Raw genomic sequence first — 16,660 nt, 5'->3', positions numbered from 1 at the left:
TTATTTTTTCATTTTCGGATCGAATGCGTCCTGCAAACCGTCACCGAAAATATTAAAGGCCAGCATAGTGATACTGAGCAGCGAAGCCGGGATAATCATCAGCCAAGGATACAGCGTCCACGAAGACAACGCTTCGCCGATCAAAGAACCGAGCGAGGCTGCCGGCGATTGAACGCCAAGACCCAGGAAGCTGAGGAACGCTTCGGAGAAAATCGCCGACGGCACGGACAGCGTAACCGTGACGATAATCGGGCCCAGCGTATTCGGAATCAAATGTTTGAACAAGATACGCCGGTTGCTTGCGCCCATCGATTGGGCGGCGAGCACGTACTCTTGGTTTTTCAGTTGAAGAATTTGACCGCGGACGATCCAGGACATCGTAATCCAGCCCGTGATCGACAAGGCGATAATGATCGTTGTCAGCGACGAGCCCATCACGACGCTCAGCAGGATAACGACGAGCAGATGCGGGATCGCGTACAGCATTTCGGCGATTTTGTTCATGACGCCGCCGACGCGTTTGCCGGCATAGCCCATGATACCGCCGTAGATAATCCCGATGATCAGATCGAACAATGCGGCTGCGACGCCGACCGTCAAGGAGATACGGACGCCCATCCACACGCGCGTAAACAAATCGCGGCCCAAATTGTCGGTTCCGAACCAATGCTTGGCCGAAGGTGCCGCGAACGTATTATCCAGATCGTTCGTATACGACGTATACGGAGAAAACATCGGACATACGATGGCAAGCACCGTAATGACGATAAGTGTATACAAACCGGTCATGGCCCAGCGGTTGCTGCGGAGCCTCGCCCAAGTAATTTGCCAAGTTGATCGGCTCTCGGTTGCAATAACCTCGGCCTCGGTATGCTTTTGTTGCAGCTTCTCGAATGGCGACGGAGCAGTTTGACTCATGATTTAACTACACCCCCGCTCAATTTAATGCGTGGATCCACGAAAATATAAAGAATATCCGTAACGAAACGCGCTGCCATCAGGATGACGGCATAGAAAATGGTGATGCCCATAATAAGCGTGTAATCGCGGTTCATGACACTATCAACGAAATAGGCGCCCAAGCCCGGAAGTCCGAAAATCTGTTCAACGACGACGGAACCGGTAATGATGTTCGCCGTCATCGGACCCAAATAAGTAACGACCGGAAGAATGCCGTTACGCAAACCGTGTTTCCAAAGAATAGCCCGCGGCGTCAAGCCTTTCGCTTTCGCCGTGCGGATATAGTCGGACGTCAGCACTTCCAGCATCGTCGAACGCGTCAAGCGTGCAATGAACGCGATCGGCAGCGTCGACAGCGCGATGGTCGGAAGCACGTAATCCATCGGACTTTCCAAGCCCGCAACGTGAAAAATCGGCACTTTAACGGCCAAAAAGTATTGAATCATCGATCCAATAACGAAGTTAGGCACCGAGATGCCGATAACGGCCAGAAACATCGCCGAATTGTCGACCAGCTTGCGATGCCGCAGCGCAGCCATCATGCCGAGATAAACGCCGACAATAATCGATATGATGACGGCAAAAAAGCCGATTTTGGCCGATGTGCCGAACGAATCCGTAATGATGCTCGTAACCGTACGGTTCTGACTCTTCATGGAAAGGCCCAGGTCGAAATGCAGGAGCTTCTTCATGTAGATCAAATATTGCTCGCCAATCGGTTTATCAAGCCCGTAATGCGCCATGATGTTCGCTTTGATTTCCGGCGGAATGGCCTTCTCTTGGGTAAAAGGGTCCCCAGGGACTGCTTTCATCAAGAAGAAGGTTGCGGTGGCCAGAATAAGCAGGGAAAACACGATGTTGACAAGTTTACCACCCAAGTACCGAACCATCCTAAGCTCTCTCCAATCATAGAGAAGGGATATATATGGGTGTACCACATATATCCCTATGTCCCCTGTATTCGTGCTGCTTATTATTTTTCAATCGAGATGTGCGAGTAATCGATGTTGCCGCTGTAATCCACCACGAAGTTTTTCACGTACGGCTTGATCAGCTGCGCGGACGAGTAGTAGTAAAGCGGCATGATCGCCATGTTGTCGCCGATCAGGATTTTCTCCGCTTTCGCCATATCGTCGACGCGTTTTTGTTGATCGTTCGTTGCGTAAGCATCTTTTACGAGCGCATCGTAGTCCGCGTTCTTGAAGCCGATGTCGTTGTTTCCGCCTTTGGACGTGAACATGTCGATGAATGTCATCGGATCGTTGTAGTCCGCACCCCAACCAGCGCGAGCAATGTCATAGTTCAGGCTTTGACGGTTCTTCAGGAACACTTTCCATTCTTGCTTCTCCAGCTTCACGTCGATGCCGAGGTTCGTTTTCCACATGTCGGCGATCGCTTGCGCCACTTGCTCATGCGTGCCTTCGTTGAAGGAGAGCGAGAACGCAGGCATTTTCGTCATGCCTTCTTCAGCCAAGCCTTCGGCAAGCAATTGCTTCGCTTTCGCGACGTCTTCCGTGAAGTAGTTGTCTTTCACTTCTTCGCGGTATTCGCCGTTCACGCCGTGAATACCCGTCGACACGAAACCGTATGCCGGCACTTGACCCGCTTTCGTCACCTTGTCTACGAGGTCTTGACGGTTGATCGCCATCGAGAGCGCTTCGCGGACTTTCGCGTTGTCGAAAGGTTTCTTCGTATTGTTGAAGTTGTAGTAGTACGTGCTTGCAATCCCTTTGATGTTAAGCTCTTTGTTGTTCTCTGTACGGTATTTCGCGATTTGCTCCGTCGGAATGCTGCCCGTCGGCGCGCCCGCCCAGTCGAGCTGGCCCGTCTTGTACATGCTGAGCTCGGTGTTCGGATCTTTGACCATCGAGAATTTAACGCTGGTCAGCTTGATGTTGTCTTTATCCCAGTAGTTCTCGTTCGGCACGAGCTCGATGGAATCGCCGTGTTTCCACGATTTCATCTTGAACGGACCGTTGCCTACGTAACCGTTCGCTTCCGCGAACGTCGAACCTTCATGGATCGGATAAGCCGTAAAGAATGCCGCGATGTTCAGGAAGTATGGCGTCGGATTCTCGAGCTGTACTTCAAGCGTCTTGTCGTCGATCGCTTTCACGCCGACTTGGCTCGCATCCGTAATATGATTCGGGTTGTCTTGCGCGATATTGTAGTTCTGGCCGTTCTTGATGTAATACAGCTGGTAAGCATAAGGAGCGGGAGGGTTCAGGTTCGGGTCGAGCGTGCGTTTCCACGAGTTCTCGAAATCCTTCGCCGTTACCGCGTCTCCGTTGGACCATTTAGCATCGCGCAGATGGAACGTGTACGTTTTGCCATCGGCGGAAATATCCCATTTCTCAGCAACGCCTGGAACGATGTTGCCGTTCGCGTCCATGCGCGTCAAGCCTTCGAACAGGCCGGACATCACCGTGAAGGACACTTGGTCTTGCGCCTGTGCAACGTCAAGACTTGGCGGTTCGGTCGTAAGGTTCATTCTGAACGTTTGACCGGATCCGGATCCGCTCTTTCCGCAAGCCGACAATGCGGCTGTCAGAACGAGCGCGAGTGAAACCAAAAGCAGCATTTTCTTTTTCATTCTTCTGAGCCCGCCTCCATGATTAATGTTTAATTTTTTAAATCCTGTAGCCAATAATACATCGATTATGACATTTTGTAAATTATTAATTGAACACTTGTAAATATTTACTCTCTTTACATGTCAATAAAGTTCACGCATATGTAACCGGTAGCGCCTTCATGGATTGGAACGACCAAGTTTTCCTTATACATTATCTCCGCAAATCAAAAAAACACCGCCGGCCAAATAATGGCTGCGGTGTTTCTTCGTTCGACGTCGATTATTGTCCGACTGGCGCGGCATTCGCTGCGCCTGTCTCGGTTGCTGCCGCGCCCGCGGCTGCATCGTCTTTCGCGAGCGTATTCGTAATTTGCGCTTTGCTCTTGATATCTGCGAGCCAAGCGGTAGACAATTCCGACACTTTTTGCCGGATGAGCGTGTCCTTGATCTCGTCTTTCTTCTCTGCCAGCGTCGCCGCTTTGGCAGCTTTGCGATCCGTTACTTTGATGATGTGATAGCCGTATTGGGATTTAACCGGCTCTTTGGTCGTTTCGCCCACTTTCAGCGCGAATGCCGCCTTCTCGAATTCCGGATCCATTACGCCTTTGCCGAAGAATCCGAGGTCCCCGCCGTTGTCCTTGGTGCCCGTATCCGTCGACTTCTCTTTCGCCAGCGCCGCGAAGTCCCCGCCTTCGTTCAGCTGCTTCAGAATGGCGTCCGCCTCTTCCTTCGTAGCGACCAGAATATGCGAAGCCTTCACTTCTTCGGCTTGATCGAAGCTGGCTTTGTTCTGGTTGAAGTAGTCTTCGATATCCTTGTCCGTTACTTTGGCTTGCGGCTCCAAAATCTTGCGGATGCTAAGCTGCATCGGCGTTTGCGCCCGCAGATCTTCCAGCGTCAGGCCGTTCTGCGTCAGCGCGCTCTCGAAATCCGCCTCTGTCGGGAACTGCTTCTTGATGCTGTCGATTTCTTTGTCGATGTCGGCGTCCGTGATCTTGATGCCGGCTTTGTCGGCTTCTTGCTTGATCAGCTCTTCCTGGATCAGGTTGTCCATCGTTTGCGTGCCGCCGAGTTTCACCATTTGATCGTACAGCTCTTGCTTCGTAATGGAAACGCCGTTAACGGAACCGATCGCCGTCTTGTCCGATCCGCCGCCGAACGGAGGCTTGATCAGCACGACGATCAGAATGATCGCCAGGCCGAGCGATGTATACATCCATGCCTTGCCGCCGCTTCTAGCTTGGGATGCCGCAGCTACCGGCGCGATTGCTTCATTGTTCCTTGCCCCTTCATGCTCGTTGCCGCCGTCTTGCTCGCCGTCATCATCCTGCGTATCTTCGAACCCGTTGCCGGCTTCATCGCGGTCGTGCGCAAGCTCATGCGTCGATTGTTCTGTATCGGCACCCGCCTTGTTATCTTGCTCCAACGAAAGTTCGTTGTCCTGCTTCAAATCTTTCTCTTTCTCGTTCAACTTGAAATCTCCCTTCCGTCATTAGCAGTCGTCTTGCCTTCTGTGTCACTATAACAGAAAATATTTCGCTAAACCTTAAGAAAAGATAAAAGATGCAAAAAATCGCTATGCTCGTATAGACGCCGCAAATTCACGACAGCCAGGCATGGACCGGAAGCAGCAGCACCGGCGTGAATACCGCGCTGGCCGCCATCGCGAACCCGCTCAGCCCGCCTTGCTCCTCCGACTCCGTCATCAGCCGAGCCGAGCCGATGCCGTGCGAAGCCGCGCCGATCGCAATCGACGATGCGACCCGGTCCGTTACGCCGACCGCGCGCAGCAGCCAAGGCCCCGTCACGCTGCCGAACAGGCCGGTCAACACGGTGAGCGCCGCCGTCAAGCCCGGGGATCCGCCAAGCCAGGCGGACAAATCCACGGCAACGGCCGCGGTAACGGACTTGGGCAGCGCCGAGCGCAGAAATTCCCCCGTGCCGTTGAACAACAGCACGCAGGCGCCGTTAACGAGCAAGCCGCAGGCGCTTCCGATCAGCGCGCCGGCCAACAGCGAAGGCAGCATATGCTTCAGGCGCATCGCGTGCTTATACAGCGGTACCGCCATCGCCACCGTCGCCGGTCCGAGGAAGAAGGACACGAGGTCGCCGCCGATTTTGTACGTATCGAATTCAATATCGCCGAGCAGCAGCGCGAGGTATACGATTAGCGGCGCGCCGATCAGCGGATGCAGCCACCGGACTCTCCTGTAGACGAGGATGGACGCCGCGTAGGCGCCTAACGTCAGCGCCGTTCCGAACAGCGGGTCGGCAAGCAGGCTATCCTTCATCCTTCGCCGCCTCCTTCCGCTTGCCCGTGAGCCATTTGGTCGCAAGCCCGGTGACTAGCAGAATGATGGACGTGCCAAGCGTCAGGCTTACGGCGGCTGCCAGCCATGATTCGCGAAGCGCCGGCAGGTATGCTGCCGCACCCGCCAGCAGCGGCACGAAGAACAGCATCATATGCCTGGTCAGGAACGTCGCGCTCGCTTCGACCCACTCCAGCTTGACCGCGCCAAGCCACAGCGCGGCCGTCAGCAGCAGCAGTCCAAGCACATGCGACGGGAGCGGCACCCCAGCCAGCTGATGCAGCGCATAGCCTGCGCCGTCGAATCCCATAATGATGCAGAACCCGCGCACGAGCTCAGTTTACCCGATTTACCGCGTCGCCTTGCAGGTAAGCGCGCAGATTTCCGGCGGCGATCGCCATCAGGCGCCTTCTCGCCTCGACGGTCGCCCAGCCGATATGCGGCGTAATCATGCAGTTGGCCGCGGACAAGAGCGGATTGTCCGGCGCCGGCGGTTCCGCGCCGAGCACGTCCAAGCCGGCGGCGGCAATCGTACCGGCGTTCAAGGCGTCGGCGAGATCGCGCTCGACGACATGTCCGCCGCGGGCCGTATTAACGAGCAGCGCTTCGCGTTTCATCAGCGCAATCGTATCCGTATTAATGATGCCTTGCGTGTCCGGCGTAAGCGGACAATGCAGCGAGACGACGTCCGCTTCGCGGAACAGCGTTTCTTTGGAAACAAAACGTACCGACTCGAGACCGGCTGCGGCCTTCTCCGTGCGGGAATGCACGATGACGCGCATGCCGAACGCCAGCGCGATCCGCGCGACTTGCCGGCCGATGCTTCCATACCCGAGGATGCCGAGCGTCATACCGGCCAGCTCATGAAGCGGCGACAGCGCGAACATGAAATCCGGCCCCGCCGCCCAGCGTCCGCCGCGCGCGGCTTCGCTGTGGGCGCCGACGCGGGACGCATGCTCCAGCATGAACGCGAACACAAGCTGCGCCACGGACTGATTGCTGTAATTCGGCACATTCGTGACGACGATGCCGCGTTTCGCCGCCGCATCGGTATCCACGACATTGTAACCGGTTGCCAATACGCCGATGTAAGCAAGCTCCGGCAGCTCGGCGATCGTCTCTGCCGCAAGCGGCGTTTTGTTCGTCAAGACGATTTCGGCGCCGGACGCGCGTTTCGCGATCTCTTCCTGCGGCGTCCGGTCGTACACCGTCAGCTCCCCCAGCCTGCCGATTTCGTCCCAGCTTACGTCGCCCGGGTTCAACGTATACCCGTCCAAAACGATGATTTTCATGCTTGATTCCTTCCCCTCTCGATTACTTATGTAGGCATTGCCAATAAGACGATCATACACCATGAAGACGCCGCTCGAAACAAATTCGGGAATAATAATCCGATCGAGGTATAGAACGCCGCAATATGGGCATTCTTATGATATCGGCGTCGAGAGATGCCGTAGACAACCGCGGAGAAGACTTACGTTTCCCCATAAGCTCTTCGTCCGGTTTCTCCTCTCCCATGAAAGGGGCTCGTCGAAAGACGAGCCCCGGTTTTTTTATATAGACAATTTCCATTTCAGAAGCCCCTGCTGCATGAACGGCGTTATGCTTGTATCAAGATAGCATCCAGTTTCTCAAGTAAAAATTTAGGATAAAACTCACCGAGTTGGGCATGTTCCTGATAATCTCCAATATCGAGGTCAAATGGAATATTTAACTCATTAAGCAAGTTAATAAACGGTAGTATGTGGCCTTCGTAATGATGATCACCTTTTCCTACGTGTATATAGAGATCGGGAGACTTCTTCGCTGCTCTCGCTGCATCAAAAAGAAGACTGTCCAAATATTTTTTACTATCTTCATCCATGCTTCCAGCAATAAAACCCGCTATGTATTTAATTTCATTATTCAACTTCATCAAGTAAGAGCCCAGAAGAGTTTGCGCTCCACCTGAAATGACATGGCCAAAAGAATATTTGAGTCCGAAATAAAGCGAAGCAAATCCCCCTTTGCTTGATCCCGCAGCAATTATATGTTTGTGTTCGATTCCATTTTCATTCGCAATCTTTGTTATTAATGCAATGACCGACATTTCAACACTATGATCACGATTGAAGCCAAGATAATACGTAGCAGCGCAACTTTGCGTATGGTTGTTGTCATCTAGGATAAATAGTTTATTACAATCCGTTTCACTCAACGTTTTGATGTAATTGTAAACGGGTGGTATTCCGAAACGGCTTGGAAATCCAGAAAATACGACGACAAGGAAAGGTGAACGCGACTTTTGAAACACGTACTTTATTGGTCTGGAACCTTTAAATATTTCTTCTCCCTCAAACAACTAGATCACCCTTTTTATAATGTTATTGTTTTAACAAACCAATAAATTTCAATATCCTGTATAACTTAGAAGACTTTAATTTACTAAGTTGATCATTTATTTCCTTAACTTTGGTCTCTTTCTCCTCCAGCATTTGATAAAGCGCGTTTAATTTCTTATGCAATATATCGATGTCTGATTTCGGTAAGCCAATGGGCTTATTAACTTCTATGCTGCTTCTTGGATGACCTTCAGTGTACTTTTTGTACGACTCAAGAAATTCTGCTTTTACTTTGTCAACAAAAGTCGTGTTCTTTTTATTTACTACCGCTAAATACGATTCGAGATATTTGTCCAGATTACCAGGTGTAATCGCCCCAACTACCTTCGCCGGTACCCCAGCAACGATGCTAAACGGTGGAACATCACCTGTTACTACTGCGTTTGCACCGACAATAGAAAAGCTCCCCACTTTTATACCGACACCTACTAATCTCGAACCCGTGCTAACATAAACATGATTGCCAATAACAGGGGCGGCTCCAATTGTTACATCCGTACCAATCATGCAATTTTTCCCGATTACTGTTTTCGGATGAATCAAGACCCCTACCCCGCCGTAGGCAATCTTTGTACCGCTGCCAATGTAACAAGAAGAGTAAATTACGCAATTATTAATAACTTTATTCAAAATTTCGCATTTGTTAGATAACTCCACATCTTTATTATCATAAGCTTCACGTCCAAGTCTATATAAACGTTCTGCATCTAGATTCGCGTACACGGACAAATCATTTAATAATGGACTGTTAAGTAGCTTTGAATATTGTTCTTTGAAAGCCGCATTTAGATACAATTTTTAGCACTCCTTTTCGTAATCAATTCAATTCCAAAATCCTTTCATTTCCAACCAAAAAAGACTTATAACGTCATATAAAATTCGATAAAATGGCGTCATATTTCTTTTACACCTCCTAATAATAATGAGGTTTCGTGAAAAAGAACAGGAGGAAATAGAAATATGAATACAAAAAAGCCCCCTCGAAAAAGAGAGGTCGTCAAGTAACGGTCGGCTGCAGTTGATTCCATCCGTATGTGGTGCTGATTTAGGATAACAAAACACAATCGAAAATGAACAAAAAGAAGGCATACACCCAAATATCAGGGTGAATGTCTTCTTTTTGTCGGAATTCACCAGTCACTTGAAAAATTACAAGTTTTTCAGTGGCTTTAGAAGATCCCTCTTTTCTCATTTGCAACTCGCGTATTCGAACAAAGCCGCGTTTAAGCGATCTTCTTGCCCTTCTTCTCCATCTCCGCCATGATGCTTTCGCCCTCGACGTCGACGTTAGGCAATATACGGTCGAGCCACTTCGGCATGTACCAGGCGGATTTGCCCATCAGGCTCATGACGGCGGGCACGAGCGTCATCCGTACGACGAAGGCGTCGAACAGGACGCCGAAAGCGAGCGCCAAGCCCATGGATTTGATAATCGCGTCCGGCGCGAGCATGAAGCCGACGAACACCGAGATCATGATCAAGCCCGCGGCCGTCACCACTTTGCCGCTGTCCCGCACGCCGTCCAGCACGGCTTGGCGGGCATCGCCGGTATGCGCGTATACTTCGCGCATTTTGCTCACCAGGAAGATCTCGTAGTCCATGGCCAGCCCGAACAAGATACCGATCAGAATGACCGGCAAGAACGCCAGAATCGGACCGGAGCCCGGAAAGCCCAACAAGCCGAGCAGATGGCCGTCCTGGACGACGAAGACGACGAACCCGAGCGTGGCGCCGAGCGACAGCAGGAACCCGAGCACGGCTTTGAGCGGAATGACGAGCGATCGGAATACGACGACGAGCAGCATGTAGGCCAGTATAACGATCAGCGCGGCGAAAACCGGCAAAGCCTGATTCAGTTTGTCCGCGATATCGATATTCATCGCCGTCGTGCCGGTGACGAGCAGCTCGATACGATGATCCGCCTCCGTTCGCTCGGACAACGCTCTGATCGCCTTGACCAGCGACTTCGTCTTCGTGTCGTCCGGCCCGGTCTGCGGGATGGCGGTCATCAAGTACAGCTTCCCGGAAGGACCCGGGATCGCCGGCGAAACGGCCTGCACGCCGGGCAGCTGTTTGATTTCGTCCGCGATCTTGGCGATGTCCTGCGTCACCGCATCCGACGGCCGGTCGACGACGGCGCCGATGACCAAGGAAGCGTTGTACCCCGCCCCGTAGCCTTCCGTCAGCAGATCGAACGCTTTGCGCTCCGTCGTATCCTTCGCTTTCGTCGTTCCTTCCGACGGTAAACCGAGATTGATATGGAAGAACGGTATCGCGATGACGCCAAGCAGGATGACGGACACGACCGCGACGAGGAGCGGCCGCTTCGTGACGAACAAGCCCCAAGCGCTGCCCGAGGCAGCCTGTTTCGCATTCCGCTTCTTAGCCTGCTGCTTCGCTTTGGCAGGCGAGATTTTATGACCGAGCCAGCCCAATATGGCCGGCAATACGATAAGGGAAACCGCGACGGTCGTAATGACGCAGAGCGCCGACGAGATCCCCATCATCGTCAGAAACGGAATTCGCGCGACCGACAGTCCCAACAAGCCGATCACGACCGTGACGCCCGCGAATAAGACGGCGCTGCCGGCCGTGCCGTTCGCGATCGCGACGGATTCCTGAACCGAATACCCTTGGGCAAGCTGCTGCTTGAATCGCGTGATGATGAACAGCGCGTAATCGATACCGACGGCCAGCCCCAGCATCGCGGCCAAGGAGAGCGATACGCTCTGCACCTCGACGACATGCGTCGCGAGCATGATCCCCAGCATCCCGACGCCGAGTCCGATCAATGCGGATACGATCGGCATGCCGGCTGCGAGGAACGAGCCGAACGTGACGGCAAGAATGACGAAAGCGGCGATGATACCGATCACTTCAACCGGGAACTCGCCCCCTTGCGACAGCTCGACGTCCCCTCTCGACTCCGCTTGCAGGCCTGCCGCCCGCGCGTTGTCCAACCGCTGCTCAATCTTGGTCTTCGTCTCTTCCTTCACGTCCGGCGCAGGAACCTTGAATGTTGCTTCGCCATATGCGATCTGTTTGCCCGGACTCAAGTTCTGGAGCTGCGCGGGCGTCGTAACGCCGGCCACTTCGGACACTTCTCCGATCCCTTTCATCGTATCGTCCATGACCTTCTGCCATTGCGCGGTATCAAGCGTTTGGCCTTCGGGCGCTTTGAAGACGATTTGGATTTTGGGACCCGTCTGTCCGGCGGCCGCGAATTCCGCGCCGATGACTTTGGCCGCTTTGTCGGCCGGCGTATTCGGAATCGTCAGCTCGCTGCTGAACGACCAGCCGAAGCTCAAAATGAGCGCGCCGAGCGCGAGCAGGACGATAAGCGTGCCGAGCAATACTTTCTTGCTGCTCCTGGCCGACCATAAACCTAACTTGAATAAATATTTTGCCATGATGTTGTCTCCAGTCCCTTAGGATGATTCGCCTTACTTCTGGCCGCCGTTCGATAGAAACAAAATGTCGAAATATTCGTCGCTATGCGCGCCGTCGTTCTGCGTCTTCTCTCTTATTGCCGTGACGAGCAGCCGGATCCCGTCTTCTACGATTGCCTGCTCTTGCGGATTCAGCAGACTCAGGACGTCCCTGATATACGCATTCAACGGTTCCGGCGTGCGGCCTTTAATGTCCTTCAGCGTCTTGTCCGTCAAGGTGACGATGACCGAACGCTTGTCCTTGGGATCCGGCGTCTTCGCCAGAATGCCCCTGACCGTCAGCCGTTCCACGATGTCCGAGACGGTGCTTTGGGTCATCTTGAGGTTCTGGGTCAGCTGCTTGATGGTCATGGACTGCTTCGTCAGCACCTCGGCGATAACCCGCGTCTGCGGAACGGTAATGCCATGCTGCTCGGCATGCTTCTGCAGGCTCTTCATCATGAACCGGTGCATGTAGTCGATCGATTCGCGTATGAAGTCCGCTCTATCCATGTCGTCGCCTCCTTTCGTCATGAAGTTCATCGCGATGCTCACGAATAAATCTGGTGCGATGTATCGTATACGATGTATCTTACAATATCTCGACGAGCGACTCAAATCGCTCGCGCCAAGCCTGCGTTTCGGGACGTGAAATCATTTTTGTTTTCGTTCAGATGCGGGTATAATGGACGGAGCACATGGACAATTCGCGAATCGAAGTCGCTTGGCCGTCAGATGGGAGTCGTTATCTATGGTTTATCACAGCTTGGAAGCATGCGTTGCCGATTTGGAAAAGCACGGTCATCTGGTCCGCATCCGCGAGGAAGTCGACCCTCGCCTGGAGATGGCCGCCATTCATATGAAAGTGTTCGAGGCGGGCGGTCCCGCCCTGCTGTTCGAGAACGTCAAGGGCTCGGAGTTTCGAGCCGTGTCCAACCTATTCGGCACGGTCGAGCGCAGCAAATTCATCTTCCGCGACACATGGGACGCCGTTCAGAACGTCATCGCCTTGCGCAGCGATCCGATGCAGGCGCTCAAGCATCCGTTCCGCAACATCGGCGCGGGTCTGGCCGCCAAGAACGCTCTGCCTGCGCGCAAATCCGGCGGCAGCCCCGTCGCGCTGCGGGAAATCCGCATCTCCGACCTGCCGCAGATCAAGCATTGGCAGATGGACGGCGGCGCCTTCGTCACCTTGCCGCAGGTATACTCGGAGGATCCGGACAAGCCCGGCATCATGAACGCCAATCTCGGCATGTACCGCATCCAGCTCAGCGGCAACGACTACGAGATGAACCAAGAAGTCGGCGTCCACTTCCAGATTCACCGCGGCATCGGCATCCATCAGGATAAAGCGAACCGCCGCGGAGAGCCGCTCAAAGTGAGCTGCTTCATCGGCGGGCCGCCGGCGCATACGCTGTCGGCCGTCATGCCGCTGCCCGAGGGCATGAGCGAGCTGACCTTCGCCGGACTGCTTGCGGGACGCCGCTTCCGCTACAGCTACATGGACGGCTACTGCGTCAGCAATGACGCGGATTTCGTCATTACGGGCGAAATCCACCCCGGCGAGACAAAGCCGGAAGGACCGTTCGGCGATCATCTCGGCTATTACAGCTTGACGCATGATTTTCCGGTCATGCGGGTGCACAAGGTATATGCCCGTCCCGGGGCGATCTTCCCGTTCACCGTCGTCGGCCGCCCTCCGCAGGAGGACACCGCGTTCGGCGCGCTCATTCACGAGCTGACGGGAGACGCGATCAAGCAGGAAATTCCCGGCGTCAAGGAAGTGCACGCGGTCGACGCGGCCGGCGTCCATCCGCTGCTCTTCGCGATCGGCAGCGAGCGCTATGCGCCGTATCAGCCGGTAGAGCGTCCGGCGGAGCTGCTCACGCTCGCGAACCGGATATTGGGCACGGGGCAGCTCAGCCTCGCCAAATACCTGTTCATCGCGGCGGAAGATACGCAGCCGCTCGACACGCACGACGTCGAAGGCTTCCTGACGCATATTCTGGCGCGGATCGACCTGCGGCGCGACTTGCATTTTCAGACGAATACGACGATCGACACGCTCGATTATTCCGGCACCGGCCTGAATGCCGGCAGCAAAGTCGTCTTCGCGGCGGTGGGCGCGCCCCGCAGGGAGCTGTGCCGCGAGGTGCCGGAGGCGATGCGCGCGCTGCCCGGCATTGTAGACGCGTCGCTCGTTATGCCGGGCATCGTCGCCTTGCGGGGCGGCGCGTTCGCAAGCTACGAAGCGGCTGGCCGCGAGCTGAACGATCTGTGCGAAGCGATCCGGGCGAACGGCACGCTGGACGGCTGCCCGCTGATTATCCTTTGCGACGACTGCCGGTTCCTGAGCGCTGAGCTGAACAATTTCCTATGGGCGACGTTCACGAGGAGCAACCCGTCGCATGATATTTACGGCGTGAACAGCCGGTACGAATTCAAGCATTGGGGCTGCGACAACGTCGTCATCGACGCGCGAGTCAAGCCGCATCAAGCGCCTCCGCTGATCCCGGATCCGGAAGTCGAACGGCGCATCGAGCGGCTGTTCGCCAAGGGCGGAAGCCTGAGCGGCATCAAGCTGTAGCGATAGAAAGTCATGGAATGCAAGCAAAGGGGCTCTCCGCCGGAAGAGCCCCTTTGCTATGTCTAAGCGATAACATATAAGAATTCCTATCGATCCCCGGTCCATTCAGCGTCGGCCTCGGGTCCGGTTCGATGTCTATCCTGTTGTTTCTGAGGCATTCCGACGATGTACCTGCGATGCTCCTGCAAGGCTATTGCGATGTACCTTCGGCCTTTCCGCGGCGCACCTGCGGTCGCTGCATCGTCCCCGCTTCGCTTCGTCCTAGCCCTGCTTCACCACATTCTCCGCCGTGCGGAACGCAAGCGCAAGAATCGTCAATACCGGGTTCACGCCGCCGTTCGTGACATGCACGGAGCCGTCGCTTACCCAGAGATTGTCATAGCCGTGGATGCGCCCGGTCGGATCGGTGACGGACGTTGCCGGATCGCTGCCCATCCGCAGCGTGCCCGATTGGTGCTGCCCGCCGCTCAACCCGTTGCCGGCGCGGGTCCGCCAAACTTGGCGCGCGCCCGCCGCCCACAACCACTTCTCCGCTTGTTCGCCGAGCATGTCCGACGCGCGGAGCGACTCCGGATGGACGGAGCCGGAGAGCTGCACCACGGGTAGACCGAAACGGTCTTTGACCGTTCCCGAGAGCCGCACTCTGGCATCGGGCGTAGGAATTTCCTGAATCGGCCCTTGAATATGGCTCGTGCGCAAATACGTCTCGCGCATCGTTTCCTTGCCCGCGAGTCCCCAGCGCGCGGCCTCCGGCGCAAGCGCGCGATACCAATGGGTAAGCGGCAGCCGGGTAAATTCGTTGGCCAGCAGGCCGCCACCGATGACGCCCGCTTCGCCGCTGTGGTCGAACCGGAAGGTCGCGATGCTTACCCCAGGGCCGAGACCGTCCTGGATCGGATCGTCGAACAGGCCGTACGCGCCGCAGTAGACATGGCCTTGCAGATGCCTGCCCACTTGGCCGAACCGATTGCCGATGCCGTCCGGTTCCGATGCGCTTGCCGAGTTCAGCAGCAAGCGAGCGCTTTCGATTGCGCCTCCGGCAACGACCACATGCCCGGCTTTTACGTACAGGCGGCGGATAACGCCGTCCGTATCCTGCGCAAGATGAACGCCCTTCGCGCGCCTGGCCCCTTCGGTTTCGATCCGCTCCACGATCGTGTCGCAGATCAAGTCGCAGTTGCCCGTAGCGAACGCCCTGGTCATCATCGTGTTATGTCCGCCGTTCTTGCTGTTCGTCGGGCAGGCGAATCCGACGCACTGTCCGCATCGTCCGCATGCCGGACGGCCGTCGCGTTCCACGGAATTGATCAACAGCGGCACCGGACCCGCTTCCCAGCCCAGCTTCGCTGCCGCCGCAGCCAGACGGTTCGCTTCCCTCGTGCTCGGCAAAGCCGGCATCGGATACTCGCGTGCCCGTTGGCCGCGACTAGAGTGGGCATTCCCGTCGCCGGATACGCCGACTTCCCACTCGGCGCGCTCGTAATACGGCTCGAGATCCTCGTACCGAATCGGCCAGTCGCTGAGCGAGCTGCCGTCCGGAATGCCATAGCGCGTCGCCATGCGGAAATCCTCCGGATGGAACCGCCACGCCTGCGCCCCATAGACCCGCGTACCGCCGCCGACGGTCATGGCGTTGTTATGGTACTCGGACTCGTAAGGGGCCGTGATCCGCTCTTGTTCGCCGGGCAAAATAATTGTCCGGGGATGGCCATCCTCCGCCGGCCCCGTGTTATGGCCGTATTTGCTCAAGCGATGATTACGCAAATGATCGCGCCCAACCTCGTCGTAGCGCAGCCAGCTGCCGCGCTCGACGACGAGCACGTCCAGTCCGGCTTCGGCGAGCACGGCCGCCGCAACGGAACCGCCTGCTCCGGCACCGATCACGACGACGTCGTACCGGTCGCGAAGCTGATCGAAGGACTTCCGGGGCAACTCGGTTTCCGTCACCGGCGCCTCGGTTCCCGTGACGGGACCCGGGCGGAAGCCGATCATCTCCCAGGACTTCCCGCCGATATTCCCCCCTGATTCAGGGCTGCCATAATATCCTTCGACGACAAAGCTCAACAACGCGTCGAAGAACGGCTTCGGCGAAACCGGCCAGTCGCGGACGGCCTCCTGCTGCACGTCTTGCAGCAGGCGATCCTGCTCGTCTTCCGTCAATTCGGCGAACGATCGGCCGAAGCGGGATTCCGCTTCCGCAAGCAATGCGAGAAGCCCGGGCTCTACCGTGCCCGACCATGTATCGGGATGCTCCGCCGCGTGGCGCTCCAAGTACGCCAGAACGCCCGCTTCCGCCGCCGATGGCCATGCATCGCCAGGAATCATGCGGTCGGCAACCGCTTTCAAAACCGTGTTTACCTCAGCAGAAAAAGACTTCCGACCGCGAGGTCCCATCTTTCAACACCATCCCATGCTCCGTA

Annotated in this window: 13 protein-coding genes; 1 reads left to right on the top strand and 12 read right to left on the bottom strand. The window is 55.5% G+C overall.

Annotated elements, in window-relative coordinates; translation table 11 throughout:
• The 11 genes from GXP70_RS12100 to GXP70_RS12050 form a co-directional block, all read right to left on the bottom strand.
• The gene (locus tag GXP70_RS12100; RefSeq protein WP_162356963.1) at positions 1-918 is read right to left on the bottom strand and encodes an ABC transporter permease; all 918 of its coding nucleotides are present in this window, start codon (positions 916-918) and stop codon (positions 1-3) included.
• Positions 915-1,850 carry an ABC transporter permease gene (locus tag GXP70_RS12095; RefSeq protein ID WP_162356961.1) on the bottom strand — a complete coding sequence of 312 codons (936 nt, stop codon included), beginning with the start codon at positions 1,848-1,850 and terminating at the stop codon, positions 915-917. Before GXP70_RS12095 ends, GXP70_RS12100 begins: the two co-directional genes overlap by 4 nt.
• An 83-nt stretch (positions 1,851-1,933) precedes the next feature.
• A complete protein-coding gene (locus tag GXP70_RS12090) occupies positions 1,934-3,553 on the bottom strand; it encodes a peptide ABC transporter substrate-binding protein (RefSeq protein ID WP_162356959.1) in 1,620 nt (539 codons plus the stop codon).
• A 262-nt stretch (positions 3,554-3,815) separates the two neighbouring features.
• The gene (locus GXP70_RS12085; protein ID WP_162356958.1) at positions 3,816-5,006 is read right to left on the bottom strand and encodes a foldase protein PrsA; all 1,191 of its coding nucleotides are present in this window, start codon (positions 5,004-5,006) and stop codon (positions 3,816-3,818) included.
• Between the two features lie 130 nt (positions 5,007-5,136).
• Complete coding sequence (locus tag GXP70_RS12080) at positions 5,137-5,826, bottom strand: LrgB family protein (RefSeq protein WP_162356956.1); 690 nt, start codon at positions 5,824-5,826, stop codon at positions 5,137-5,139.
• The gene (locus GXP70_RS12075) at positions 5,816-6,154 is read right to left on the bottom strand and encodes a CidA/LrgA family protein (RefSeq protein ID WP_162356954.1); all 339 of its coding nucleotides are present in this window, start codon (positions 6,152-6,154) and stop codon (positions 5,816-5,818) included. Before GXP70_RS12075 ends, GXP70_RS12080 begins: the two co-directional genes overlap by 11 nt.
• Before the next feature lie 25 nt (positions 6,155-6,179).
• Positions 6,180-7,136: a D-2-hydroxyacid dehydrogenase gene (locus GXP70_RS12070; protein ID WP_162356952.1), complete on the bottom strand. Its 957-nt coding sequence runs from the start codon at positions 7,134-7,136 to the stop codon at positions 6,180-6,182.
• A gap of 308 nt (positions 7,137-7,444) precedes the next feature.
• The gene (locus tag GXP70_RS12065; RefSeq protein ID WP_162356950.1) at positions 7,445-8,185 is read right to left on the bottom strand and encodes an alpha/beta hydrolase; all 741 of its coding nucleotides are present in this window, start codon (positions 8,183-8,185) and stop codon (positions 7,445-7,447) included.
• Between the two features lie 22 nt (positions 8,186-8,207).
• Positions 8,208-9,020 (bottom strand): LbetaH domain-containing protein, encoded by an 813-nt coding sequence (locus GXP70_RS12060; RefSeq protein WP_225442772.1) that lies wholly within the window; start codon positions 9,018-9,020, stop codon positions 8,208-8,210.
• A 428-nt stretch (positions 9,021-9,448) separates the two neighbouring features.
• Complete coding sequence (locus GXP70_RS12055; protein WP_162356949.1) at positions 9,449-11,635, bottom strand: MMPL family transporter; 2,187 nt, start codon at positions 11,633-11,635, stop codon at positions 9,449-9,451.
• Between the two features lie 33 nt (positions 11,636-11,668).
• Positions 11,669-12,166 carry a MarR family winged helix-turn-helix transcriptional regulator gene (locus GXP70_RS12050; protein ID WP_162356947.1) on the bottom strand — a complete coding sequence of 166 codons (498 nt, stop codon included), beginning with the start codon at positions 12,164-12,166 and terminating at the stop codon, positions 11,669-11,671.
• 238 nt (positions 12,167-12,404) lie between these two features.
• Between GXP70_RS12050 and GXP70_RS12045 the strand changes: the two genes are divergently transcribed.
• Positions 12,405-14,240, top strand: a complete 1,836-nt coding sequence (locus GXP70_RS12045) for a UbiD family decarboxylase (RefSeq protein WP_162356945.1) — start codon at positions 12,405-12,407, stop codon at positions 14,238-14,240.
• Positions 14,241-14,501: 261 nt separating this feature from the next.
• Here GXP70_RS12045 and GXP70_RS12040 read toward each other — a convergent pair whose 3' ends face one another.
• Entirely contained in the window at positions 14,502-16,565 is a 2,064-nt protein-coding gene (locus GXP70_RS12040) for a GMC family oxidoreductase (RefSeq protein WP_263864110.1), read from the bottom strand.
• Positions 16,566-16,660 lie beyond the last annotated feature (95 nt).

Origin of the sequence: Paenibacillus lycopersici (assembly GCF_010119935.1) — a bacterium.
In the GTDB taxonomy this organism is placed as follows: domain Bacteria; phylum Bacillota; class Bacilli; order Paenibacillales; family Paenibacillaceae; genus Paenibacillus_Z; species Paenibacillus_Z lycopersici.
This window is presented reverse-complemented; position numbering and strand designations above follow the sequence as displayed.